The following is a 25,345-nucleotide window of genomic DNA, read 5'->3' on the forward strand; positions in this document are numbered from 1 at the left end:
TACGCGGTACAAACGCAAGGCGCCCTAGCAAAAACCAAGATAGGCGGGCTTGGCCATGCCCCGCAACCTGTCGCTTCAATCTGGATAGCACCACCATGAACGATATGATCGGCGAAGAGACAAAGGGACCTGCCGAGGAGCGTGCCGAGCGCGCCGCAGCCATCGCCGGACAGGTGCGCGCCGGTATCGGCGAGGTCATTTTCGGCCAAAAGGACGTGATCGAGCAGACCCTGATTACGCTCCTGGCGGGCGGCCATGGACTTTTGATCGGCGTTCCGGGGCTGGCCAAAACCAAGCTGGTCGAATCGCTCGGGACAGTGCTCGGCATGGATTGGAAGCGCATCCAATTCACCCCAGACTTGATGCCCGCGGACATAATCGGCTCCGAAGTCCTGGAAGAGACGGATGATCGCCATCGCGCGTTCCGCTTCATCAAGGGCCCCGTGTTTACCCAGCTTTTAATGGCTGATGAGATCAACCGCGCGTCTCCCCGCACCCAGAGCGCCCTGTTGCAGGCCATGCAGGAGCGACAGGTCACCGTCGCTGGAACACGGAATGATCTGCCCCACCCGTTCCATGTGCTCGCCACGCAAAACCCGCTGGAGCAGGAAGGCACCTATCCTTTGCCAGAAGCCCAGCTCGACCGCTTCCTTCTCCAGATTGATATTGGCTATCCCGATAAGGACGCCGAAAAACAGATGCTGCTGGCCACGACCTTCGGCGAAGAAACCCATGCCAAGCCGGTTTGCACCCCTGCCGACCTGATGGAAGCCCAAGCGGTCGTCCGCCATATTCCGGTCGGAGACAAGGTGGTTGAAGCGATTCTGCGATTGGTGCGCGCCGCCCGCCCCGATGCGGAAGGCGCCCCGGATTTGCGCAATGTGATCGCCTGGGGGCCCGGCCCGCGGGCCAGCCAAGCCTTCATGCTCGCCTGTCGCGCCCGAGCGCTCTTGGAGGGCCGCTTAGCCCCGTCTACAGACGATGTCGTGGCCCTGGCCCAACCTGTCCTGCGCCATCGCATGGCGCTCAATTTCGCGGCCCGCGCAGAGGGTCTTTCGGTGCCGACTGTGATTGATCGGCTTTGCCGCACGCTCCTCTAACCGGATGGCCCATCTCTCCGACAGCGCCGAATCCTTAGCCGCCGCTCTTCCGGCCTTGATGGTGCGCGCGGAACGGCTGGCCTCCTCGGTAACGCTCGGCATGCATGGGCGCCGCAAAGCAGGTATCGGCCAGACATTCTGGCAGTACCATCACTACAGGCCCGGGGATCCTTCGACGTCTATTGACTGGCGCCAATCCGCCAAAGGCCAGCACCTTTATGTGCGCGAACGCGAATGGGAAGCAGCGCAATCTGTGTGGCTCTGGAGGGACGGCTCGCCATCCATGCGATTTGGAAGCGGAACTGAAACGAAGCTCGATAGGGCAAGCCTCTTGGCGTTAGCTCTCGGGGTCCTGCTTGTTCGCGGCGGCGAACGTATCGCGCTTTATGGTGAGAAAGATCCGCCCGCCAATTCCCGGCTTGCCTATCGCCGTATCGGCTTCGCGTTAGGCGAACGGGCACCGAGCGACGAAGCCTTACCGCCCGATGCGCCGTTACCGCGCAACGCGCAGTTCGTGTGGTTCAGCGATTTCCTCAGCCCACTGGAAGAGATCGAGCACACGATCAGACGCTTAACACGGTCAAATGCTGGCGGACGTCTTGTTCATATCATTGACCCCGCCGAAGAAGATTTTCCCTATAGCGGGCGCACCCGGTTCGAGGCTGTGACCGGCACGCAAACCCGCGTCTTGGGCAGGGCGGAAGCGGTTGCGGACGAATATCGCGCGCGCTTTAAAGCTCACAGTGAAACTTTGGCCCTGTTGGCACGCAAGCTCGGCTGGAATTATACCTCCCACCGGATTGATCGGCCGGCGCAGACGGCGCTTGTAGCCCTTTTTGCCGATCTATCCGGCGGTCATCGGATGGTGGGGTGATGGGCCTTATTCCCAGCATCAGCTTTGGCGCGCCCTGGATCCTTCTAGGGCTGATAGCGCTGCCTGCAATCTGGTTCCTCCTAAGAGTGACCCCGCCACTGCCTAAGCGGGTGGTGTTCCCCCCCTTGCGGCTGCTCCTCGGCTTGCGAGATGAAGAACAGACGCCGGCGGGGACGCCTTGGTGGCTGATGGTGTTACGCATCCTGGCGGCAGCCGGGATTATTGTGGCGCTCGCGGAGCCGCAAATCGGCCGGACCCTTGAATTGCCCGGGACGGGCCCTTTGGTGCTGTTCGTGGATAATGGCTGGACTGCGGCCCCCGCTTGGCAGGCCCGCATGGGACTGCTTCGGGAAGCCGTCGATCAAGCAGCCAGGGCCAACCGTCCCGTCGCGATCGTATCGAGCGCCGAAAAGCCTCAAACGGATTTCTTGGACGCTGGTAAAGCCGACCAAGCAATCCGCGCCTTACAGCCTAAGCCTTGGCGCACAGACCGGGCCGCTGCGGCGCAAGCACTCGCGAAACTTCACCCAGGCGCGGAAGTGCTTTGGCTCAGCGATAGCGTGGAAGATGGAAATGCGCGGACGCTCGCCGACGCGCTATCGCGCCTGGGGCACATCACACTTTTTAGCGATCGTAATGGCGGAGCCTTGGCGATTGCCAGTACCACGAATACGGCTGCAGGCTTTGAGATTACCGTGATCAGGGCGGGTGCGGATAGCGCGCGCGATGGGCTCGTCTCCGCCATTGGAGAGCAAGGCCAAACCTTGGGCACGTCACAGTTCCACTTCGGCGATGGCCAAAGCAAAATCGCGGTCAAAATCGCGATCCCCCTAGAAATGCGCAATCAGACAGCCCGGATCGAGATTTCCGGCCAGAACAGCGCGGGCGCCGTTACCCTTATGGATCGCGGCACACCAAGGCGCGCGGTGGGCCTCGTCTCTGGCAGCCCTGGAGATGAGCCATTATTATCGGGTAGCTATTACCTCGAACGGGCATTGGCGCCTTATGCGGATGTGCACAAAGGCACCATCGCCGACCTCTTGGCCCGCAATGTCTCGGTTCTGATACTGGTCGATGTCGGCAAAATTGCCGGAGCCGACCACGACCGGGTGACGAAATTCGTTGAGAATGGAGGCCTGCTGGTCCGCTTTGCCGGGGAACACACTGCGGGCGGTACCGATGATCTTGTTCCCGTATCGCTTCGTGGCGGCGGGCGTTATCTTGGTTCGGCTTTGGCATGGGCATCGCCTCAACGCCTCGCTTCATTCCCAGAGGCCAGCCCCTTCAGCGGGCTCACCATTCCCCAAGACGTTACCGTCTCTCGACAAATCCTCGCGGAACCCACAGTCGATCTTGCCGCACATAGCTGGGCGCGGCTCGCGGACGGCACGCCGATGGTAACAGCCGCCCAGCGCGGCAAGGGCTGGATCGTGCAGTTTCATGTCACGGCCGGTCCAGACTGGTCGAACTTGCCGATGTCTGGCCTCTATGTGGATATGCTGAGGAGGCTGCTCACCCTATCGAGTGGGGTCGAGCCCGCGGAAATGGCTGCCAACGCGATGTTGCCTCCCAGCCAGATTCTCGACGGTTTCGGCAAGTTGGTTCCTGCAAATAGCGAAGCTCAACCCATTCGAAGCGGCGACATCTCCACAACGGAAGCTTCTGCGCAGCACCCGCCGGGCCTTTACGGCAGCGTTGGCGCGGAGAGAGCATTGAATGCAGCGCACGCTGATACAGTATTGCTGCCTTTGCCCGACCTTTCTCTTTCAACACAATATTATGCGAACCGCGCGGCGGTTGCCTTGCAAACGCCGCTGCTGGTTGCAACCGCGTTGCTGCTTTTTGTCGACTTCGTGATTTCTCTTATCTTGCGGGGCTACGTACCCAATCTTCGTCGTCTCGTCGCGGGCAGCGCCGTATTCCTGATTGTTCTGCATCTTCCATCAGCCAAAGCAGATGACGCGCAGGCCATGAAAGCCGCGCTTGATACGCGCCTCGCCTATGTCACGACAGGCCTCGCCGATTTAGATGGCCTCAGCAAGGCGGGACTAACCGGACTTGGAAAAGCTTTGTCCGCCCGTACCTCCTACACCCCGGAAGAGCCTTTAGGCGTCAATCTTGAGCGGGACGATCTTTCGTTCTTTCCGCTCATATATTGGCCGATGGATCCACACGAAAAGGATCTTTCACCCGCCGCACTTTCCAAAATCGCCGAATATATGCGCAATGGCGGCACACTTCTGATCGATACGCGCGACCTCACATTAGGTCCTGTTCGCGGGCCGAATAATCCAGGACAACTGACGCTTCGTCGGCTGCTCGGCAAGCTTGATCTACCTCCGCTGGCTCCGGTCCCTCAAAGTCACGTTTTGACCAAAACCTTCTACCTCATCAGCAGCTTTCCGGGGCGCTGGGATGGAGGTACACTTTGGGCACAAACATTGCCGACGGGTGAGGCTTCTTTGCGTGCGGGGGATGGGGTTTCTCCCATCATTATCGGAGGGAATGACTTTGCCGCCGCCTGGGCTGTTGACGGAAGCGGCCGCCCTTTGATGGATGTTACGCCCGGTGGCGCCACACAGCGCGAGATGTCGATAAGGTTCGGCATCAACCTTGTCATGTATGCACTCACCGGAAACTATAAAACCGACCTGGTGCATGTGCCCGCGATCCTGCAGCGCCTTGGAAAGAGCAAGTAGATGGGCTCCATCGTATTTGCCCCGCATATACCGCTGACTTTGCTTTGGATCCTTGTCGGGCTCGCGGCTCTGTTCACCACCTACGGTTTCACCGCAAGGGCGCGCGGGACATGGGCCCGCGGACTCGCATTTTTGGCGCTGCTTCTGGCTCTGGCCAACCCACTGCTGGTGCAAGAACGGCGGGAGCCTTTGCGCGATGTAGCCGTCATAGTGGTCGATCACACCCAGAGCATGGATATTAACGGGCGTCGTGGCGAAGCTGATAAAGTAGCGGCGGACCTAAAATCCCGGCTGCAGCGAGAGCCTAATCTCGATGTGAAGATGGTAACGGTGACGACCAACCCTGCCGGCGAAGATACGGGAACCCAAGCTTTCACGGCCCTCAACTCCGCCCTTGCAGATGTATCGCCTTCTCGTGTGGCCGGAGCATTTCTGGTAACGGACGGTGAAGTACACGACGTTCCAGCCAAATCCCGGTTGGCTCCGGTACATGCAGTCATCGTCGGCAAACGAGGCGAGAATGATCGCAAGCTCACCGTCGTCGATGCGGTGCGCTATACCATCGTTGGCCAGCAGGCCACTATCGTTGTACGCGTCGACGACCTTGGTGGGGGCGAAGGCGGCATCGCGCAAGTCAAAGTCCGTATTGATGGTGCCGATGCGGGTTCTGCGGATGTGGTGCTTGGCCGTAACACCCCGCTGCAGATCGATGTCGGTCATGAAGGTGAAAGCGTTGTTGAACTGGAAGCGGAACCAGGTCCATCGGAACTGACACTGCAGAACAATCGTGCAGTCGTGTCCATCAACGGCGTGCGCGACAGGCTGCGTGTGTTGCTCATCTCTGGCGAACCCAATGCGGGAGAAAGGGTCTGGCGCAGTTTCTTAAAGGGAGACCCGAGCGTCGATCTGGTTCATTTTACGATTCTGCGCCCACCTGAGAAACTCGACAGCACGCCCTTGAATCAACTGGCGCTAATTGTTTTCCCGTCGCGCGAGTTATTCCAGGACAAGCTGGATGCGTTCGATCTTGTGATATTCGATCGCTATGGCGAACATGGCATCCTGCCGCTCGGCTATTATCAGAATTTGGCCGGATACGTCGCAAATGGCGGCGCGCTTCTCGTATCGGCTGGCCCCGAGTTTGCGGGCTTTGGTAGCATCTATCGGACTCCCTTATCCGCAGTTTTGCCCGCGCAGCCGACCGGCGATGTCATCGCGAAGCCGTTCAAGCCTCAGCTGACAACCGAAGGGCTTGCACACCCTGTTACACAGGGACTGTCAGGCGCAATTGGACAGAATGGCCAGCCTTCCTGGGGCCGCTGGTTCCGAATGATCGGAGCCCAGAAGGTCCATGGCGAGACGGTTATGAGCGGTCCAAGTGACAAACCGCTTCTGGTTTTGGATCGCGTGGAAAAGGGCCGCGTAGCCGAGCTTCTCTCCGACCAGGGCTGGCTCTGGGCACGAGGGTTCGATGGCGGCGGCCCACAAACCGAATTGCTGCGCCGTCTCGCCCACTGGCTGATGAAAGAACCTGAGTTGGAAGAAGAGAAATTGACGGCGGCGATTGCTGGCGGAGAGCTTAGCGTTGTCCGCCGGACGATGGCTAAAGAGCCTTCCCCGGTTACAGTGACAAAGCCGAGCGGCCAAACCGTCTCACTGCCTCTCACCAAGTCCGAACCAGGCATTTGGCGGGGCGTTGTCAAAGCGGATGAGCTTGGACTTTACCGCGCGACAGACGGAAAGCTTTCCGCGGTTGCAGCCGCAGGACCCTTAAATCCCAAGGAAGTGGCCGATATGCGCGCCACAGATCGCCTTTTGCAGCCGATCGTCGAACAGAGCGGCGGAGGGATCGCCTGGGCCGCGGATGGCATGCCAGAAATCCGGCGGATATCCCGCAGCCGAAGAATGGCCGGGGACGGATGGATGGGGATCGCCGAGAATAAGGCCTCCCGCGTGGTATCAGTCGATCAATCGCCACTTTTGCCGCCGTGGCTGGGCCTTCTGCTCCTGCTCGGCACGCTTATGCTGGCCTGGCGCGTTGAGGGGCGCTAGCGCGCCACGTCTGCCCCGCAGGCGCAAACCGGGTGATCCACATGCGGGCGGCGCACTTCGCCTTTCAGTGTAAGCATCACGTTATGCTGGGCGAGAGAGAGGCCAAGCACCCGCGCCTGATCGACAGGGCCAGGAAAGCGAACCCGCCCTGGCGCCAGCCGGGCAAACCCCACCCGCACATAATAGGGTTCATCACCAATCAGTATGATCGACGGGTATCCCTCGGCACGCGCCGTCTCGACTGCGTGTTTCATCAGCGCAATCCCGATTCCCCGGCTGCGCAGTTCGGGTTTTACCGCTAGGGGCCCCAGAAGAAGCGACCGCTCCATTCCAATAGCCACTGGCCAAAACCGGATGGACCCTAAAATATCCTCGCCATCCACAGCGACAAAGGAAAGGCCAGGGACAGGATCCACGCCTTCCCGCAGCCTGTAAGCAGATTTCGCGTAGCGGCCCGGGCCAAAGCTGATCGCGTTCAAATGCTCAACCCTCGGCGCGTCATTGGCGCGTTCCGGGCGGATTTGCCAGGGCTGATCGCTCATATCCCTTGGCTACTGGCAGTTGGCTACAAATGCAAGATTACCATCGCCCTGCCTGGGGCTGCCCACCATAAATCTCGCCAAGACGGCGGCGCACAGCCGGGCCTGTATCCGGGGGCAAAGTCCGGGGGTCGGCAAGAACAAGCTCACAGATTTCCCAACTCGGCTTGAAGGAGAACACTGCCGACGACACACGGTATAGAAGAACCAGATTACTCGCCCAAATGCCTGGCCGGATAAACGCCCCGATGAGCACAGGCGAATCCGAGTGGGTAAGCCCGATTTCCTCGCGCAATTCGCGCAGAAGCGCATCTGCCGGGGGCTCGTTTCGCTCCACCGCACCTCCCGGAAATAGCCAGCCGGCCTTATAGGAGTGCCGCACCAGAACGACTTTGCCGTCCTGCTCCACTACGGCCGCCGCACCTATGTCAGTGGGATGCAGCAGAAGAGCCCGGCTGTAGCGCGTGGCGATGGCGATTGCTTGCTGAAAGATACGTAGCATTAAGGAACTATAAGCGTAGTCAATCGCGATAACAATTTCCTAACCGGCAATGCCTAGCCTCCTAAAAAGGGGGGATTGTGGCAGATCAATCGGGTATCGCGCATGGCCGTCAGCCTCAAGGCGCTTGTTGTCGAAGATAATATGCATATGCGCGTTTTGCTGCGCACGCTTTTGCGCTCAATCGGCATTTCAGAAATCCTCGAAGCAACGAATGGCGATAGCGCCATCCAAATGCTCGCCGAAACGAAAGTAGATTTGATCCTAACAGACCTGTCCATGGAGCCGTTGGATGGCATCGCCTTTACGCGCGCCGTCCGTGAAGCTGGCACCAGCATAAACCCTTATATTCCGATCATCATGGTGACAGGCCACACGGAGCGACATCGCGTGGAAGCTGCCAGAGACGCTGGCGTGACGGAATTTGTCGCTAAACCACTGACTGCCAAAAACCTTTTCGCACGCATTACCGAGGTCGTCGAACGCCCTCGTGCCTATGTTCGCTGCGATGACTATTTTGGGCCGGATCGTCGCCGACGTGCCAACGAACAACACCAAGGGCCATGGCGGCGGGAGGATGACGTCGATACTATAGTAGTAGGTGGAATATGAGCAACGCGAAGGCAGAGTTCATCCAGCCAGGCACCTACCCGGTCATCTCGGATGAAGCAGCGCGCGGCCTTAGAAAGGCGCTGAAAAGTACGGCCGTTTCAATGGCCGCGACCCGCGCGCTAGCCGAATGCATCCCGGAAATGCGCGAAGCCGTATTGGCCGAGCTGCCTAGGCTGGAAGCTGCGGGTAGCGATGCTGCCGCAGTTTACGCGGTCGCCCATGAAGTACGAGGGCTTGCTGGCAATGCCAGATTGGCGGCCTCCGCAAAAATAGCTTCCATGCTCTGCCTGTATCTTGATGCGGTCATGCGAGCTGAACAGCCCGCTGATGCCCTGGTCATCAAACTTTGCACCTCTGCCATCGGGCGCTCCGCGCGTGCCCTAGATGAGGAATCTCGCCTTGGTTTGCACGTCGTTAAGGAATTGGGCGTGCTTGTCAGCCGTAAATTGGCGGAAATTTCGGACCCTTCTGCCGCATCAGACTTTATCGGTCGTTAAGGGCTTTGCTCCAATACTGGTGATCGATCCACGGGCGGGACTAGATGCTTCAGATCATCGGGATTGTCGTATTGTTTGCCTGCGTCTTCGGAGGTTTTTTGATCTCCGGCGGCAAGCTCGATTCCGTCATTGAGGCAGCCCCCCATGAGATGATCACCATCGGGGGCGCCGCTGTCGCGGCTCTTCTGATCTCGAGCTCGATGTTCGCGTTGAAGAAATTTGGGGGTGATGTCGGAAAGGTTATGAGCGGGCCAAAATGGAAGCCGGGCGATTATCGCGACCTGCTATGCCTGCTTTTCCTGCTTACCAAGACCATGAAGTCCAAAGGCCTGATTGCCCTCGAAGCGCATATCGAAAAGCCGGAGGAGTCATCGATCTTCAAGCGTTATCCGAAGATCGTGAAAGACCATTTCGCGCTCGATTTTATTTGCGACACGCTGCGCATGATGACCATGAGCCTCGAAGATCCGCTGCAGGTGGAGACGGCCATGGAAAAGCAGCTCGAGAAACACCATCACGAGGCACTATCTACCGCCAATGCCCTTCAGAATATGGCTGACGGCCTGCCCGCGCTGGGTATTGTCGCGGCCGTGCTTGGCGTGATCAAGACGATGGGCGCCATCTCTGAGCCACCTGAAGTGCTTGGGCGAATGATCGGCTCCGCCCTGGTGGGTACCTTCCTCGGCGTGTTCCTGGCGTATGGTATTGTCGCCCCGCTTGGGCAACGGCTCAAAGGAATCGTGGACGAGGAAGCGCTGTTCTATCACGTCATCCGCGATATTCTGGTCGCCCATCTGCATGGCAATGCGGCGCAGGTCTCTGTTGAAATCGGACGCGGATCTGTGCCGTCTGAAGCCCAGCCGTCATTCCAGGAATTGGAAGAGACGATCAATAACATCCCAAAAGTAGAATAGCGCTAAGGTTTCCTCGCCTTCGCCTTCTCTTTTGCGAGAGAGACGAAAAACGTGGCTGCGCCGCCAGCCATCAGCCCCAAAATGACAGACACCATCGTATCGGCGTGACAGCCGAGAACCACTATCGCAGTCACAACGATGCCCGTGAGCTGCGAAAAACTGGGCACAGGCACATCGGACAATATGAAGGTGCGGGCACGTCTCATGCCCACATCATAGGTGCTCCACCAAGTGGCGCAACACTATGCTTAAGAAGAGGTTAATGCCGCCAGTTAGTCGACCGGATCTTGCGGAAACCCGCTCATCGCCTTCGGATCTTCGGCATCATGGGCATGGTTGATCGCGTTTTTAAGCCCGCTATCCAGCAGGCCGCAATGCAGCACCACCTTGCCCGCGACCACCTCGTGCACGGCGTCCTTCGGCACGGAAAAATCGCCAGCGTTTTCGACAAAGATCGTAATTGAGTGGGGCCGAACGTCTCGCACCGCACCAATCTTCACATCACCGTCGTGGACGAAGACATCAAAGCCTTCTTCAATGGGAGGCAATTCGCGCATGCTGCATGCTAGCGCAAAAATGAAGAATGGCGCGTGATATTTTGTTGGAGCTAGTGCGTGTCCCAATCGTAGGCTTCACCGTGCAGGTGACCTATAGATGCACGCATGCGCAACGGAAGCTTTCCGCAATAGAGTACAACTTGACTATTCACCGCCGACTTTACAGCCGAGCGAGGCAACACAAAGTCTCCATGCTCCTCAATGAAGATGAAGACTTCACGCAGATTAGCCCGGCGCACATGACCAACAATCTGCTCGGAATCATCGACGAAAACGTCGTCGCCCGCTTCAATGCGCAATACCGGAGCCATAGGGCCTCCTCAGGAAGGTTCCGAAAGGTAAGCTCCGCGAACATAACAATTCATGAATGTATGCCCGACATATCGCCTTCAGCGCGCATTTCACCAACTAAATCAACGAGCGGTACGTACAACTACAGACCCTCAGCCCTGAAGCTGAAATCCGTGTGATCGTAGATGGCCACGAATTTCCTCCGCGTGCTCGGCATCGCGTGCCTCCACCGTCATACCCAGATGCGCGAGCTTTGCGGAGGTGTCCGTAGCCATCCTGTTATGCAGCACTTCAAGAATGTTCCCGCCCGCCTCACCAACAAGGGTTGCTACCTGCGCTAGCACACCCGGACGATCAACGATTTCGATCACAAGCGATAATATCCGCCCCTCCCGCGAGAGCTCTCGCAGGATGACATTCGAAAGCAACCGCATATCGACGTTGCCACCAGAGAGAACCAACCCAACCTTTCTGCCCCTGAAAAGATCTGGGCGGGCGCATACCGCAGCGTAAGCAGACGCGCCAGCGCCTTCCACAAGTGTCTTTTCGACTTCAAGCAGCGCTGCGATGGCGTGCTCAATCTCGCCCTCACCTACAAGAATTATGTCTTTCACGAGTTCGCGAACAATGGCAGTGGTCAGTCGCCCAGGCTCCTTCACCGCAATACCTTCGGCCATCGTTTGCCCAACGCAGGGAAGCGACGACCCAGTTATCGCGTTATACATCGAGGGATAAACGCGCGTTTGGACCCCATAAATATCGATATTAGGATTCAACGCTTTTGCGGCCACCGCGACGCCGGACACCAGACCGCCACCGCCAATCGGCACTACGAGCGCATCAAAATTTTCGGCATCACCTAGCATCTCGAGCGCAACAGTGCCCTGCCCCGCGATGATCTTCTCGTCATCATAAGGATGCACAAAGACCAAGTTCTCTTTTTCCGCCAGCGCGCGCGCATGCACGGAGGCTTCACTCAAAGTCGCCCCTTCCAAAACGACACGGGCTCCAAAACCTTTGGTGTGCCGCACTTTGGCAAAAGGAGTTCCAAGCGGCATCACGATAGTCGCCGGAATACCGAGCCGTCCCGCATGATAGGCAACGCCCTGCGCGTGGTTTCCGGCAGACATGGCAATGACACCGCGTGCGCGCTCTGACGGAGCCAGAGAAAGCAGCTTGTTCAGAGCCCCTCTGTCTTTGAAGGACGCGGTGAATTGAAGATTCTCGAACTTCAACCAAATCTCGCAACCGGCGATGTCAGAAAGGGTCCGCGATGGACGGGTAGGGGTGTGCTCCACAGCTCCGCGTATGGCTTCAGCCGCCAAGCGCACATCATCAATAGAGACAGGCAGCAATCGCGAAATCCTCACCTTGTGACGGGTCGGGATATGGCGCCCAAAGCCGAGGCAAATCAATCTCTGGCGGAGGTTCCGCAATACCCTGCCAGTTGCGGACCACGTCATGCACCTCGATTGCCTACCGCGCCAGGATTAGGGTCTTTTGCGCGGTATCGTGCCACTCCACTCCTCGAAGACAGCCCCAGACTAGTGCAGCCGGTATGCGGGTGCCGGATGAGGGCATTAGTCTATCAGCCGACAGCACGGGATAGCCCCCGCCAGGACCGGCTGACCGGCTTGCAATTGTGCGACCAACAGCCGCCGGGGGCTCGCTCATAAGACGAAGTCCGCTCAATATCGTTACAGTGAGAAGCAATTTTCGCAGCAAAATGCTAGAACAGCTTTCGCAATTGAACTCCATCGCGCTAAATTCTTGACCATAAAAGAAGCGCTGGCAGCACAGCAAATAGGTGGACGCCCATGGTTGATGACAATCGTATCCGCAGTATCGTGATTGTTGGCGGCGGCACCGCCGGCTGGATGGCGGCAGCCAGCTTCGCCCGCTTTTTAAAGCCCCTCGGCTGCCGAATTGAACTCGTGGAATCTGAAGAAATTGGCACGATCGGCGTGGGCGAGGCCACTATTCCGCCCGTAATGGACTTCATCCGTGTGCTTGGAATCGATGAAAACGACCTCATTCGGAAGACACAAGCGACCTTCAAGCTCGGTATTGTCTTCCAGGATTGGGTGAAGCAGGGTCATAGCTGGTGCCACCCCTTCGGAACGACCGGGTTCGATATCGATGGCGTGCCATTTCATGCCTACTGGATGAAGGAATACCTGGCGGGACGCGCTGAACGGCCGGAAGAATATAACCTGCAAGCCCAGGCGGCCGAAAATGGCAAGTTCATGCGGCCCGTGCAGGCACCCAACTCCCCCCTGGAGCGCATTACATACGCCCTTCACTTCGACGCCATCCTTTTTGCTCGCTATCTGCGTGGCTGGGCGGAAACACGGGGCGTTATCCGCACCGAGGGGCGTGTCGTGGATGTTAGCCTCCGAGCTGAAAACGGCCATGTTGAAAAGCTGAAGCTTGACGATGGACGAACCATCGAGGGCGATCTGTTTATCGATTGCTCCGGCTTCCAGGGACTTCTGATCGAGCAAGCTCTCAAAACGGGCTACGACAGTTGGAATAAGTGGCTGCCCTGCGATCGCGCGGCGGCAGTTCCGGTGCGCCAGACTCGCGCACCGGCCACCTATACATTGACCAAGGCACTCGACGCGGGTTGGCAATGGCGTATCCCCCTGCAGCACCGGACCGGCAATGGCTATGTCTATTGCAGCGAGTTCGTGAGCGACGAGCAAGCGCTGGAAACCCTCAAAGCTCATGCGGATGGGGAGGAAATGAACGATCCACTCCTGATCCGCTTTACCACTGGCCGCCGCAATCTGTTTTGGAACAAGAATGTGGTGGCCCTTGGACTGGCCAGCGGCTTCCTTGAGCCTCTGGAATCGACATCGATCCATCTCATTCAACGGGGCATTGCCCAGTTGCTAAGGCTCTTCCCCGACCGTAACTTTGAACCTGCAGATCGGGACACGTACAATCGCCTCCTTGGCCATGAGTTTGAACGCGTCCGCGATTTCCTAATTCTGCATTACACAACGAATGAGCGGGAGGACACGCCGTTCTGGCGCCACTGCAAGACGATTCCGCAAGTTGACAGCTTGAAGGAGCGTCTTGAGCTCTTCCGTGGCTATGGCCGCATTCTGCGCGAAGATAGCGACTTATTCCCCGTGCAAAGCTGGCTGTTCATGTATGCGGGCCAGGGGATAAAGCCGCGCCGTCACGATCCGTTGGCGGATACGCTTGATCCGGAAGTGGTTCGCTCGACCCTGGAGAACATCAAGGCGGTCGTCTCGTCCTGCACGAAGGCGATGCCCACCCATCAGGAGTTCATCGCGAAAAATTGCGCAGTTTAGAACGCGCTCACTGGCCGCCACGCAGCAGATGCATCACATAGGCGCGCAGGCGGCCATAATTATCAGGCTTCAGGGGACCAAGAAGGCCATGCTCATCCGCCGGCAGATGCCGCAGAGGGTGGCCTTCACCCCGAAAGACATAATGGTCAAACCAAGCGCGCCAGGCCGCGCGTTCCTGGGGGGGCCGTTCAGAAATCGCGATCATCGCTAATAGCATAGCAGTATATGGCGCGTCAGGCCCCAAGCGAAACGCATCCCACCAATAATTGATAAGCACGTTGAACGGCTCAGTGCCTTCAACTTGATGCCACCAAAGCTTGGGTAGAAATAACGCGTCGCCGGGCTCAAGCTCTGCCACAAAGGCGCTATCACGATAAGGCTCGAAATCTGGATAAAGTGAGGGGTCTGACGGGCCCGACGCGGCAAGGCTCACCGGCTGGCCCGCCATGGTGCGGTCGATGGGCCCAATATACATCTTGCCGATCAGTTCTGGCGGATACAGCGTGAATCGACGCCTGCCTGCCGCAATACAGGCAATATTCTCCATCGCATCATAATGACAAGACACATTGGACTCGTGGCCAACCCAAATGCGAGGCTCCACTCCCGATGCCAGGGGCATGGGGTTGTCCTGAGTGAAACCCGGCAGATAACTGTCTAGAGGGATGGAGCCCGCATAGACCGACGGGCTTTCCGGCCGGCCAAGATTTTCAATGACGGCGTCGACCGCGGCAGCGAAGCGCATCTGCTCGCGCTTAAAATTGAAGCCAGAGAACGTCTCGCCATAATAGTATTTGCCCTGGATCGAGCGATCACCGAAAAAAGCTTCCATTTCCAGCCCGCGGTCGAACTGGAGCAGATAATCCCTAAACGCTCCGGCACTGGTAAGCCCAGCTTTGACAGCGGGCCAATCTCTTACTTGCCCCCGCAATACAACTGGGCGGCAGGATTGAAGCACCTCCCGGAAATCTTCGGGCGTTATCGCGCCACGCTCCGGTACCGGCGTGGTCATCTCGGCAGACCCAGCCCCGCACGCAACGCAGTGTTCTTGCGCTGCGCAAGAAACTTCACCTGCGCCAGGGAGCTAATCATCAGGTAGATGAGATGAAGATACCCCCTCCGAAAAAGCATCAATACATCCGCATCCGCCAAGTCGCGCAATGCTTCTTGGTTGATTGTATACAGCCCCGCGAGCGAACGGCGAGTGCCATCATCGAACGATAAGTTAATGTCGATGGGTTCGATCAGCTTCAAGCCAAGTAGGACTTCTATGAAGATGCGCGTCTGCTCCATTCCCGGTACGAGATCGCGGAACAACGCCATGATGGACTTCAGATATACCGACGGCGCGCCGGACTCGTCGAACAGAAGCTCTCCGGAACCCACCTTAGGCGAGTCTAAATCTATAGCGATGTCCGAACCCGCAACGAAGAACGGTCCACGTTGCAGATTGAGCGGACGGTAAACATTGCGCCCTTCTGCCACGAACAGGTTTTCACCCTCATCAAAGCCCAGCATGGCACCGCAATAGAATGCCCCGGTCTCGGAATCCTTTGAGAAGAATATCGGATAATGCGGCGCTAGATGCGGGAACTCTCCAGCCACCACAGCAACAAAATTGCGCTCGTCGGATACTAACGCCATCACGCGCAAATCGCGATGGGACTGATTATTCAGTGGAACGATGTTGGTCACGGTGCCTCAGATCGGCTGCAAGCCATAGGTTACAATTTTGTCGACGAGCTCGCGGTTCTTGGGCAGCTCAGACCGCATACGGAATGACGAGGTTATATTCTGCCGCATATACTGCGCTGCCAGCTTTTCATCGACGGCCAATTCGTAGGGATCCACTTCGGTGCGAAAGCCCATGCCATAAAGAACGTATTGATAGCTCGCGGCGGGGAAGACCTCTTCGAGGCGATCGAATTCGTCGAAAAACCAGGGGGAGCGGTATTTCCAGACTTTCAGCAAATTCTGAAGCCGCTCCGGAATAGTCGACGGATCGGCGTTGTCGATCCAGAACTGGCTATCGGTGCGCTTTGTGAGGCAATAGTGCAGTTTCAGAAAATCGATAATCCGGCCCCAGCGATAAGATGTCACCTCGTTAAAATTGGCAGCGACGATATCCATGATCTCTCGGTTGGCCGGCATCTGCTCGGCAATGAGCTTCGAGGATAGTTCGCCCAACACGATCGCCGAAGACTCCAATGGTTCAAGGAAGCCGGCAGCGAGCCCGACCGCCACGACATTCTTTTTCCAAAAAATCTCGCGGTGACCGGACCTGATGGGAATCTTGCGAACATTCCGGTCCTTGATAGCGGGCCCCACATAGGCCGCGAGAATGGAATGGGCTTCATCGTCACTCATATGGCGGCTGGAAAAGACATGACCAATACCGCGCCGCGTCGGCAGCGCGATATCCCAAATCCACCCGGCCTTTTGCGCGGTGGCGTTGGTCTGAGACGCCATGGGCGCATCCGGCCGATCATAGGGCACCTGCACAGCCAGCGCGGTATCACAGAAAAGCACGTCAGAGCAAGGCTTGAAGCCCACCTCAAGCGTCTTCCCGATCAGCAGGGCCGCGAAACCAGTGCAATCAACAAACAGGTCTCCCCTGATAGTGCCTGCTTGCGCCGTGTCCAGGCTGGAGATATCGCCGTTTTCGAGTTGGTTCACTTTAATCACGTCGGCAAGCACGTGACGCACACCGAGCTTGCCGGTCGCATGCGATTGCAGAAACGGTGCAAATTTTCCTGCATCCAAATGATAGGAGTAGTTCGCCGCGCCATCATATTCGGCCATAGTGATGGTTTTCGGCGCTAGACCTTCGTCACAGAGGACACCTTGGGCGCAGACAGCATCGCAGAAGCTGCGCCCGTCATTCGCCGCGAGCCAATGCGGTGCCAAATTCACCTGATGGAAGCCTTGAGGCAATACAAGTGGGTGATAATAAAAGTCATCATCAGCCCCGGTGGTCCAGCGCGAGAACTTTCCGCCCTGCTTGAAAGCACCATCGCAGTGCCGGAAAAAATCTGTTTCAGAGACGCCGATTTTCTTAAGCGTCGTCCGGATGGTCGGCCACGTTCCTTCGCCAACACCGATAATGGCGACAGACGGGGATTCGACCAATGTCACAGAAAATTGGCCGGCTTTTATACGGCCTTGATGTCGTGCGGCAATTGTTGAGGCCGCGAGCCATCCCGCAGTACCGCCGCCAACAATCACGATGTCTTTGACCGGCTGCATGCCCAACCCCCGATCTGATTTTGTTGATACTACAGAAAAAAAAGCGGGGCCGCCAAGGGCAGCCCCGCAAGAATTGAGGAGAACGATTAAAGTTTGAAGTGGGCACCGAAGATGATCTTGCGACCATAATCGACCGCGTCCAGAAGCTGGTTGGAATAGCGACCATGTGTGGAATAGGTCGAGCCCGTCAGGTTCTGTACGGAAACATATCCGGTCAACTGCTCGGTGATGTCGTAGCTGGTGGAGAAGTCGAGATTCCAGCTCGTATTCACGAACACCGGTTCGGCGCCGAAGTCAGAACCAGCCTGGGTATGACCGAAGTGATCCAGATAGCTATCTTGCCAGTTGGCAGCCAGACGCGCCTGGAAGCCATCCTTATCGTAGAACACCATCAGGTTCGCGGAGTCGGCGAGGCCGGTAACCGCAAAGCCCGAAATGTTACGGTCGAGCGGGTTGTATGGCTTGTTGGTACCAACAATCGTTCCGTTGAGGTTGAAGCCAAAGCCAGTCTCGCCGAACACATGTTGCCATGCCACTTCGAGGCCATAGACATTGGCAGCCGGACCGTTAACCGGACCAGACACCGTATAGGGAACTTCGACGATCTGACCTGCCGCGGTACAAGGCGCCTTACCCGGTGCAACGCAATGGCCGATATTCCCATAAGTCGCACTTCTGGAAGAGGTGATGATGAAGTTGTCCACCCCTTTCAAGAAGCTGTTCACCGAGATGTAGGAGTTCTGCGCATAATACCACTGCGCACCAAAATCGATGTTATCCGAGAGGAACGGCAACAGATCCGGGTTGCCGCCGCTGGCTGTAACCGAGCCGAGGCGGGCGGTGCTGATGTTCGTCACCGGGTTCAGAGAGCCAATAGGAGGACGAGTCAATGTGCGCGACACATTCAGGCGCAAATCGAGCGTATCGGTCACCGACAAGGTCAGGTCGAGGTTCGGCAGAAGATACTGGTAGCTATGGGTGGCGTTGACCGGCAGGGTCTGCTTACCATTGGCATCCGCAACATACACCGTATCCCAAGCAGTCAAATCGCTGGGAATCTGATTAAAGGCGGATACCGTCCGGCCAAGACCGGACACGTTTTCCTCGGTGATGTCGTAGCGCACACCGAAATTCACCCGCAGCGGCATCTTGGCCAAGGAGCTCTTTACCGTGCCCTGGACGAAGCCCGAATAGGTCTTTTCCTGCAAGACCTGATGCGAACCTGGGTTATAGGCGACCTGATACGTCCCGCTAAACGGACGGCCAACGTTCGACGGATCGTTCGGATCAGCCCCCGGAGTCAATGCGCAGCAATTGCTGGCGCCCACGCCTTTTAAGCCGTTCAGATAATTCAGCGTGTCCCAAGGATCATACTGCAGAATGGCAGGCGGCAAGTTGCCAGAGCCCGACCATCCGCTGATGAAGTCCGAGGTGCTGAAGGAATTCTTGAAGAAGTCCTGCGGCAGCGCGACGCCATTGCCCGGGGCATTGCCGGAAGCGGGACCATAACCGCCATAGGCCTGCCAGTTATTATTCTGGAAGCTATCCCAGCTATCCTGGTTCTTATGCTCGGCAACATATTGGAAGCCGACCTTCAACGACACGGCGTCGCTTTCGGTCCAGTCACCCTCGAGCTTGACCTGGTTCACCGTGTCCAGGGTCTTGCCCATGGTCATTGGAATCACGTGTGAGCCAATGATGCCATTGTTGATGAACTTCGACTTATCGTTACCCGGGCCGTAGAAGGTCGGATAAGGAAGGCCATGCCCCTCCGGGATAACAATGCCCATGACGGTATTATACTGGGGACCACCGTTGCCGTAGCCGACGTCCACGTCGATACCAACCTGCCCGGCGGGGTTTGACCAACCATCGGCGTGGTCGACGTCCAAGGTCAAAAGGAAGTTATCTGAGAGATTCCACTTAATATTCGCGCCAACGTCATTGTACTGCAGGAGCTGTGGATTCCATTGGCCCTGGAAGTCCGTCGGCGTGGTTTGCTGGAAATTGACGATGGTGCCGTTCTTGTCGATCTGAATGTTCGACATCGAACCTGAGTTGAACCATACACTGTAGCCATACTGGGCTTGGTGATCGTTATCACGTGAGTAGTTATCGTTGAGCGTGATTTCGATGGTATCGGTCGGCCTCCACTGGAGAGCAACACGGCCCTGGATACGCTCGACATTTTCGATTTCGTGATAGATGCCGTAGTCCTGCGTGAACCACACCGGCGTTCCAATTGTCGGCGGCGTGCCTGCGAACTGGTTCTGCTTAAACGCCGCGTTCGCGTCAGTGTTGGCGCCGACCGTCTTGCCTTCCCAACCTTGGTTGTTGATGTGGTTCTGGCGGGTACGGACATCCGAATAAGACCCTGCAACCAGGATACCGAACTTATCACCAGCGAAAGTATCGCTGATCAGGAATGAGCCGTTCGGCGCCATATCGCCACGCTCCGGCGACACCATGCCCGAAGCGGAAGCCGCAACAACCAAACCGGGCTTATCAAACGGCTTCGGAAACTTGATGTTGATCGTGGCACCGATGGCTCCCGCGTTCAGGGATGCATCCGGCGTTTTCAAAATCGCGATCTGGCTGACGAAGTCGGATGAGACCGAGGAAAAGTCGAAGGCGCGGTTGCCGGTACCAGTTGCGACCTTACGACCATCGAACAAGGTTTCATTGAAGGTCGGACCGAAGCCACGGACGGTAATTTCACTCGCCTCACCGTTCGACGATGTACCGCCGGTGCCGCCGGATGCGGTGCCGCGGCCACGCGTCACTGTGATGCCCGGGATGCGCATCATGGATTCGGCAAGGTTCACATCCGGGAATTTGCCGATGTCTTCCGCGCTAATCGCGTCAACGAGGCCTGCGGATTCGCGCTTGACGTCCAACGACTTCTGCAGAGAGCCACGGATACCGGTGACGATCACCGTTTCCATGCTGTCCTGCGCGACAGCGGGCACAGTCGCCATCGCTGCGAAGCATGCCCCGCCCAACAAACCGCTGCGTAGCAGCGTCCTGAAATCTCGATTTTTCACGTGGATCCCTCCTGCATGGCATTGGCAGCCATGATTCCGACTTTCAATAATGAGTACTCGCAACGCACCAAGCCGAACTGGGCCAACGGCTATTCCCGTTCGGCTACTGTCTGACGCTGAGCTGTGGGGAGAACCCGACAGCGTTTACTACCCTGGTATTGTCATCGGGCGGTTCGTGGCCTTTTGGAAAGACCAACTACCAACCTCGTGTTTTTACCTGTGACAGTGCGAACGCTAACAAAGCACAACCTGCGCTTCAATATGGAATTATTATAATACTTATACTTTTCCGTGCGTTACGTTGCAGTTTTGCATCAAGAAAAAGCGCTGTTTTCCTGTATTTTTTGCGGTAACCGGTGACATACCCTACAGTTTTTCTCAGACTAATTACGCTAGTTGCTGAACGCAGACCTGCAAAGGGAGGGGCTTTTGGTAAGCGCTTTCGAGCCACGCAGGCAGCTAAAGTGGCCAAATAAACCACTCGGAATAGGCACATATATTGTAAGGGAATGTGGTAGCAGCGGAGGGATTTGAACCCCCGACCAAGGGATTATGATTCCCCTGCTCTACCACTGAGCTACGCTGCCACGAGGGCGGGTGATTTAGGTGGCCGCCCCTTCACTGTCAAGGCGTTCGATGCCGCTGGGGCGGGAAATTTCACCCGGACGGATTGCCACTCAGTCGCGCGCAATCCACCCGCCGCCAAGAACCTTGGTCCCAGCATAAAAGACGCAGGCTTGGCCCGGAGCGACCGCTTCTTCAGGGACAGCAAGTTCGACCTCCGCACCCGTACTGGTAGCGCGAACTCGGGCCGGAACGGGTGCCCGCATGGAACGAATTTTGACGAAGCACTCGGCAGCCTCGGACGGATCGGCAAGCCAATTCACGCTCTGCAGGACGATGCGGCTGGCCGCCAAGGATGTACGTGGCCCCACCACGACACGGCGATTGGAGGCGTCAATCTGGACGACAAATAGCGGTTCTTCCCGGCCGGACAGCCCAAGTCCTTTTCGCTGACCAACCGTGAAGTTCATCACACCGGCATGCTGTCCGAGGACATTGCCCTGTTCGTCGACAATGTCCCCGGGCTCGCCAGCCAGAGGCTGCAGGCGCCGCACGACATCTGTGTAATCGGTGGAAACAAAACAGATATCCTGGCTATCAGGTTTTTCCGCGTTAACGAGACCAAGTTCGGCCGCGATCTCACGCACCCGCGGCTTCGTCATGCCCCCTAGCGGGAATTGCAGATAGGAGAGCTGCTCACGCGTGGTGGCGAAGAGGAAATAGCTTTGGTCCCTGCTGTCATCCACGGCGCGATGCATTTCGGCGCCATTAGGACCATCCAACCGTTGCACATAATGTCCGGTGGCGAGCGCATCGGCACCCAGATCGCGTGCAGCCTGCAGAAGATCGGCGAACTTTACGCGCTCATTGCAGCGCACGCAGGGGATCGGTGTCTCGCCGCGCGCATAGCTATCAGCAAAATCCTCAATAACCGCTTTTTTGAAACGCTCTTCGTAATCGAGCACATAATGGGAAATACCAAGCTTATCAGCGACGCGCTTGGCATCGTATATATCTTGTCCCGCGCAACAGGCTCCTTTGCGCTGCTGGACACCAGAATAGAGTTGCAGCGTAATGCCCACCACCTCGTGGCCCGCACGCTGAAGCAGCGCTGCGGTAACCGAGGAATCCACACCGCCCGACATGGCGGCCACAACCCTTTGGTGTTTTGCGGTCATCATGAGCGCGGTTTATCGGCTCCGCGAGCGCCCTGCAAGCCTATCTATCGTGTCGGCATATAGTCGAGCAGGGAGAGATTGTTCAATTTCGCCGTTACGCTCAGCACCGCTTGTAGCGCGACCTGGTTAGAGGACAAATTGGTAAGCGCCTTAGCCATATCCACATCCTCGATATCAGATACAAAACCAGAATAGAGGTTGGACATGGTTTGCTGTGTGGTAACCGCCGACTTTAGATTGTTGTAAGTGTCGCCATTTAACGCAGTGAGCGAGTTGAGCTTAGAGTTCGCGGTAGTGGCGTCTGGCAGAGCGGTATTGGTGAGCGCGGTGGTCTGGGTTGCGGTTAGTTTGGCCGAATAGGAACCCGTGCCGCCGTCGAGATTGTACAGCGTCTGCAGAGCCTTCATTAGATCGGTGCCAACATCCGATGCTAACACCCCGATGGTTTCGGTTTGGCCATCACCGGTTTGGACCGTCTTCTTGTTGGTGTCGTTCTGGAAAAAGGAGGACACGCTTCCGGAGGCAAGGTCGGACAGCTTCGTCGCCGTGAACGGCTTACGATCAGTCAAAGATCCGCCGTAAATATAGCTGCCGTTTGCGTCGGTGCTGTTCAGGATGGAGGCTGCCTGCTGGAAAATGCTGTTGGCTTGGTTCATCAGGTCCGTGCCATCCGAATTGGCCGTGGCACTCTGAATAGCCTTTGAGAGCTGGGCCGCGAGCCCGGAAAGCGACGTAAGCTGCGTGTCTTGCAGATCAGTCTGGGTGATGGCGAGCTGGGTCGACGCCTTGTATGCATCGGCTCGCTGGCCCGCGACGCGAGCACCTTCAAGCGCCGCCGTCTTATCGCCGATCCCGGCATAGGTGGTGGACACCTTGCCCGAAGACAGCTGTGTTTCCGAATCCTGAAGCCTGCTATTTGCCTTCGCAATCTGCGTCAGCATGTAGTTCGTTTGGCTGTTTGACGCTACGCGATCGACTGACATGGCCTATCCTCACTTAATGCTCAGGAGAACGTCGTAAAGATCGCTCACCGTATTCAACAGTCTTGCGCTCGCGCTGTAGGAGCGTTGATAGATGATCATGTTGGACAGTTCTTCGTCCAAATTGACCCCAGATTGGTTCGCCATCCGATTTTGTGCCTCTGTGAGCCGGTCTGCTTGGGTCGTCTTGTTGCTCGCGGCATCTGCAGATTTGGTCGCAATGTCCTGATACATGCCGCTCGCGTAATCGCCGAGCGACGCGGTTTGGGCAGCAAGGGTCCCTGCCTTATCAAAACTTTGCTTTGATGTGGTCAAAGCCTGCAGCGCCAGGAGACCCTTGGTGTCACCAGGAGAAATGATCTGCGTCCCGGTGGTCGCCGGCCTGCAGAGCGCAAGGCGAGAGGGATCCGAGAGAACCGCATCTTTGACGGAAAAGTTGACCGACTGCTGGCCCAGCGTATTCGCGCCGATGCCAAAGAGCTGGCTGAAGCTGACGCCGGTGGTTCCGCGCGAAGTCGTATCCGACGCGACCTGAAGCTGATACCCCCCGCTAGTCAGCTTCGAGGATAAGGCCGTTGAAACGGATCCATCCGCATTCAGGCTCAGCGATCCCGAGCTACCCAGAGCCGTGTTGATCGCAGTTAAAGCCTGATTAACTGTCATGCCGGCGGTGATGTTGACACTCACCTTGCTGGCGATGTCGCCGGACGCGTTCTTCAGGACCAGATCGATAGTCCCATTAGATGCAAGATTGAGCGCATCTGAACCGGACATCCCCGTTGCGGATATACTGGGGAGTGAGGTCGAGAAGACATCGTTGAGGCCAAAGAACTGCGAGAAGTTGGTGCCGCCCCGTTGTCCCGGTGTGGCACTCACGGGGTTGGTTATGACAAGACCATGGGCGCCGCCATCGAGCGACAGCTGCCCATCGGCAAAGCTCGCCGAAGCGCCCGGCGAAACCGAAGATAGCGCCGAATTCAGATTATTGGTGAAGCTGCCGATCGAATTGGTGAAATTGAACGTGCCTGCACCTGTGGTGATCGTGCCCGCACCAAAATCGATCGCAGCCGAACCCACCGCAGCCCCACTGGAATCGGTGAGGGTAATGGTGGTCTTCCCGGAGAAATTTAGGGAATCGCTAGCCAGCAACCCGGTATCGCGCCCATCCATGGTACTTGGCGCCGGATAAGCACTGTTCTCGTTGTGCACAGCGTTGAACGAGTTTGCGACCGTTTTTGCGAAAGACCCTAGCTCGTTCTTTAAACCAGCAATGGTCGTATCGCGCATATCGATAAGACCTCGCATCGAGCCAGATGTGAGGTGGGAATCCAGGGACTGAACAGAACCAATGGGATTTCCCGTTGCTCCGTTAGTGTCTTGCGCCTGGATGGTACCATAAACTCCGTTCTTGCCACCGGCATAGGACAGCGAGGCATAAGAGTCGGAAACGAGGTTCATGCCATCTTGCGTTGTGACCAGGACAGAGCCGTCATCCTGAGGCGCAACCCGAAGATCCATCATCTGCGCAAGGCTGTTGAGAGCCGAAGCGCGCTGATCAAGATAGACCGTGTCCGAATTGCCGTGGACACTCGCGGTCTTAATGAGCTGGTTATAGTCGTAGATCTGCTTGATCAGCGTGTTGGCTTGGCTAACCGCCGTTGTCAACTGGCCATCCGCCTGATTGGCAAGATTGTCCAACTGAGAAGAGAGCGAGGAAATCGACGACGCCAGCGACTTCATCTTGTTGACCACGGCGCCCTGGCTGACCGACGAGGTCGAAGACAATTGGGCGGAGTTCAACGCCGAAAAGACACCCTGCAATTTCGTGGTGAGAGCCTGACCGTCGCCGGGCGATCCCAAAAGCGAATTGATCTGATTGAATGTTGTGGTCTGCACATCATATTGGTTGGAGGCCGAGGTAGCGGAGAGGGCCTCCTGCGCCAAGTACTGATCACTAACCCGGCGAATATCCTGGATGGTAACACCAACCGGCGCGCCTGCCGCACCCAGCGGGGAAAAATCCACCACCCGCCGCGCATAGTTCTGCGTGTTGAGGTTGGAGATATTCTGCGACACCACCTTCATTGCAGTCGTATTGGCCTGCAACGAGGTCAGCGCACCTGACAATATTCCGTTCAGTCCCACGATAGCGGTTCCACAAAGCTATGACGCCGCTCCAATGAACGCAAAGCCCATGCCAAACGCCAGGAGCTGCAAGAAGGCGGAAAACGCGCATTCTTGAGTGGAAGGGCGCGGCAGAACTTGCCGGGCGCGGCAGAAGGTGCCGCATCTTTTCTGCCAGGCAGACCTCATCTCGCCTGCCAAGAATACAGGAATTTCGCGCTTTCCTGAGTTGGTCCGGCCCTTGCTACAGGT

The 25,345-nt window shown here is 57.2% G+C and carries 21 protein-coding genes and 1 tRNA gene; 8 read left to right on the top strand and 14 right to left on the bottom strand.

Features of this window, described 5'->3' with window-relative positions:
- Positions 1-95 precede the first annotated feature (95 nt).
- The 4 genes from FHS83_RS05455 to FHS83_RS05470 are packed head-to-tail and all read left to right on the top strand — an operon-like array spanning position 96 to position 6,725.
- Entirely contained in the window at positions 96-1,100 is a 1,005-nt protein-coding gene (locus FHS83_RS05455; RefSeq protein WP_208414242.1) for an AAA family ATPase, read from the top strand.
- On the top strand, positions 1,072-1,974 hold the full coding sequence (locus tag FHS83_RS05460) for a DUF58 domain-containing protein (protein WP_208414243.1): 903 nt from the start codon (positions 1,072-1,074) through the stop codon (positions 1,972-1,974). Before FHS83_RS05455 ends, FHS83_RS05460 begins: the two co-directional genes overlap by 29 nt.
- Positions 1,974-4,673, top strand: a complete 2,700-nt coding sequence (locus tag FHS83_RS05465) for a DUF4159 domain-containing protein (RefSeq protein ID WP_167081667.1) — start codon at positions 1,974-1,976, stop codon at positions 4,671-4,673. Before FHS83_RS05460 ends, FHS83_RS05465 begins: the two co-directional genes overlap by 1 nt.
- Complete coding sequence (locus tag FHS83_RS05470; protein ID WP_167081669.1) at positions 4,674-6,725, top strand: hypothetical protein; 2,052 nt, start codon at positions 4,674-4,676, stop codon at positions 6,723-6,725. It begins immediately after the preceding gene.
- Here FHS83_RS05470 and FHS83_RS05475 read toward each other — a convergent pair.
- Positions 6,722-7,267, bottom strand: coding sequence for a GNAT family N-acetyltransferase (locus tag FHS83_RS05475; protein ID WP_167081671.1), 546 nt, complete (start codon positions 7,265-7,267; stop codon positions 6,722-6,724). The two genes, FHS83_RS05470 and FHS83_RS05475, sit on opposite strands and share 4 nt — an antisense overlap.
- A gap of 37 nt (positions 7,268-7,304) precedes the next feature.
- The gene (locus FHS83_RS05480; protein ID WP_167081673.1) at positions 7,305-7,766 is read right to left on the bottom strand and encodes an NUDIX domain-containing protein; all 462 of its coding nucleotides are present in this window, start codon (positions 7,764-7,766) and stop codon (positions 7,305-7,307) included.
- A 102-nt stretch (positions 7,767-7,868) separates the two neighbouring features.
- Between FHS83_RS05480 and FHS83_RS05485 the strand changes: the two genes are divergently transcribed.
- Genes FHS83_RS05485 through motA form a run of 3 tightly spaced genes read left to right on the top strand, consistent with a single transcriptional unit; the run spans position 7,869 to position 9,786 of the window.
- Entirely contained in the window at positions 7,869-8,375 is a 507-nt protein-coding gene (locus FHS83_RS05485; protein ID WP_167081675.1) for a response regulator, read from the top strand.
- A complete protein-coding gene (locus tag FHS83_RS05490; RefSeq protein WP_167081677.1) occupies positions 8,372-8,872 on the top strand; it encodes a hypothetical protein in 501 nt (166 codons plus the stop codon). Before FHS83_RS05485 ends, FHS83_RS05490 begins: the two co-directional genes overlap by 4 nt.
- A gap of 44 nt (positions 8,873-8,916) precedes the next feature.
- On the top strand, positions 8,917-9,786 hold the full coding sequence (gene motA / locus FHS83_RS05495) for a flagellar motor stator protein MotA (RefSeq protein WP_167081679.1): 870 nt from the start codon (positions 8,917-8,919) through the stop codon (positions 9,784-9,786).
- Between the two features lie 2 nt (positions 9,787-9,788).
- Here motA and FHS83_RS05500 read toward each other — a convergent pair whose 3' ends face one another.
- From FHS83_RS05500 to FHS83_RS05515, 4 genes are all read right to left on the bottom strand, one after another.
- A complete protein-coding gene (locus tag FHS83_RS05500) occupies positions 9,789-9,992 on the bottom strand; it encodes a hypothetical protein (protein ID WP_167081681.1) in 204 nt (67 codons plus the stop codon).
- Positions 9,993-10,058: 66 nt separating this feature from the next.
- Entirely contained in the window at positions 10,059-10,343 is a 285-nt protein-coding gene (locus FHS83_RS05505) for a hypothetical protein (protein WP_167081683.1), read from the bottom strand.
- A 50-nt stretch (positions 10,344-10,393) separates the two neighbouring features.
- Entirely contained in the window at positions 10,394-10,654 is a 261-nt protein-coding gene (locus FHS83_RS05510; protein WP_167081685.1) for a hypothetical protein, read from the bottom strand.
- A gap of 132 nt (positions 10,655-10,786) precedes the next feature.
- The gene (locus tag FHS83_RS05515) at positions 10,787-12,022 is read right to left on the bottom strand and encodes a threonine ammonia-lyase (protein ID WP_344101006.1); all 1,236 of its coding nucleotides are present in this window, start codon (positions 12,020-12,022) and stop codon (positions 10,787-10,789) included.
- A gap of 429 nt (positions 12,023-12,451) precedes the next feature.
- Between FHS83_RS05515 and FHS83_RS05520 the strand changes: the two genes are divergently transcribed.
- Positions 12,452-13,957 carry a tryptophan halogenase family protein gene (locus FHS83_RS05520; RefSeq protein WP_167081689.1) on the top strand — a complete coding sequence of 502 codons (1,506 nt, stop codon included), beginning with the start codon at positions 12,452-12,454 and terminating at the stop codon, positions 13,955-13,957.
- A 7-nt stretch (positions 13,958-13,964) separates the two neighbouring features.
- On the opposite strand, the gene FHS83_RS05525 is transcribed toward FHS83_RS05520, so the two are convergent.
- The 8 genes from FHS83_RS05525 to flgK all read right to left on the bottom strand — a co-directional run bounded on the left by FHS83_RS05525 (position 13,965) and on the right by flgK (position 25,114).
- The gene (locus FHS83_RS05525; protein WP_167081691.1) at positions 13,965-14,969 is read right to left on the bottom strand and encodes a cupin-like domain-containing protein; all 1,005 of its coding nucleotides are present in this window, start codon (positions 14,967-14,969) and stop codon (positions 13,965-13,967) included.
- The gene (locus FHS83_RS05530; RefSeq protein ID WP_167081693.1) at positions 14,966-15,652 is read right to left on the bottom strand and encodes a SapC family protein; all 687 of its coding nucleotides are present in this window, start codon (positions 15,650-15,652) and stop codon (positions 14,966-14,968) included. The genes FHS83_RS05525 and FHS83_RS05530 overlap by 4 nt, the downstream gene beginning before the upstream one ends.
- Before the next feature lie 6 nt (positions 15,653-15,658).
- Positions 15,659-17,203: a tryptophan halogenase family protein gene (locus FHS83_RS05535; protein WP_167081695.1), complete on the bottom strand. Its 1,545-nt coding sequence runs from the start codon at positions 17,201-17,203 to the stop codon at positions 15,659-15,661.
- Positions 17,204-17,289: 86 nt separating this feature from the next.
- Positions 17,290-20,181, bottom strand: a complete 2,892-nt coding sequence (locus FHS83_RS05540) for a TonB-dependent receptor (protein WP_167081697.1) — start codon at positions 20,179-20,181, stop codon at positions 17,290-17,292.
- Between the two features lie 578 nt (positions 20,182-20,759).
- Positions 20,760-20,834: transfer RNA gene (locus FHS83_RS05545), tRNA-Met, on the bottom strand.
- A gap of 90 nt (positions 20,835-20,924) precedes the next feature.
- Entirely contained in the window at positions 20,925-21,992 is a 1,068-nt protein-coding gene (gene mnmA / locus FHS83_RS05550; protein ID WP_167081699.1) for a tRNA 2-thiouridine(34) synthase MnmA, read from the bottom strand.
- A 41-nt stretch (positions 21,993-22,033) separates the two neighbouring features.
- Positions 22,034-22,972, bottom strand: a complete 939-nt coding sequence (locus tag FHS83_RS05555; protein ID WP_167081701.1) for a flagellin — start codon at positions 22,970-22,972, stop codon at positions 22,034-22,036.
- A gap of 9 nt (positions 22,973-22,981) precedes the next feature.
- Entirely contained in the window at positions 22,982-25,114 is a 2,133-nt protein-coding gene (gene flgK, locus FHS83_RS05560; protein WP_167081703.1) for a flagellar hook-associated protein FlgK, read from the bottom strand.
- Positions 25,115-25,345: the final 231 nt, after the last annotated feature.

This window comes from Rhizomicrobium palustre, assembly GCF_011761565.1.
Taxonomy (GTDB): domain Bacteria; phylum Pseudomonadota; class Alphaproteobacteria; order Micropepsales; family Micropepsaceae; genus Rhizomicrobium; species Rhizomicrobium palustre.